Raw genomic sequence first — 539 nt, 5'->3', positions numbered from 1 at the left:
TCGAGAACCCGATCCGGGTGTCGGGCTGCGAACGGTGCGAGACCGACGGGGTGAAGCATGGCGGCGGTCACCCCGACAATATCGGGGCGCCTCTCCCCCAACTCAACCATGGCGCCAGCACAAACCTGGGTCCACGCAGCACCGCCGGAAGCCTTAAGAGATGCACCAGTGACTGGGTCAATCCTTCCGACAGCGTGAAAATGATCCTCCTCATTAGCCTCAGCAGCAGCAAATCCCTTGCCCTTGGTCGTCATCACATGGACGATGACGGGATGCCCATAGCGCTTAGCAAGCTCGAGGGCTCGTTCGACAGAGGGGACATCGTGGCCGTCAACCGGGCCGAGGTACTTGATACCCAAATCGGAGAAAATCCCATTGCCGATGAGGGCGTCTTTAACACCGGCCTTAGCGGCATGCATGAGACCGAAAACCTGCTTGCCGAGTGGCTTGTCGGTGACATGCCGCTTCATCCGGTCGAGAGCTTCCTCGTAGTGAGGATCAGTGCGGATAATGGCAAGTTGGTTCGCCAACCCCCCCAC

1 protein-coding gene is annotated in these 539 nt (G+C 59.4%); it reads right to left on the bottom strand.

Features of this window, described 5'->3' with window-relative positions:
- Positions 1-539: 1-deoxy-D-xylulose-5-phosphate synthase N-terminal domain-containing protein (locus G8O24_RS47070; protein ID WP_497717868.1), on the bottom strand; the 539-nt coding region annotated here is incomplete at its 3' end.

It is taken from the genome of Bradyrhizobium campsiandrae, assembly GCF_014529705.1.
GTDB lineage: Bacteria > Pseudomonadota > Alphaproteobacteria > Rhizobiales > Xanthobacteraceae > Bradyrhizobium > Bradyrhizobium campsiandrae.
Note: the sequence above shows the minus strand (reverse complement) of the source record. Positions and strands in the feature narration are given on the sequence as shown.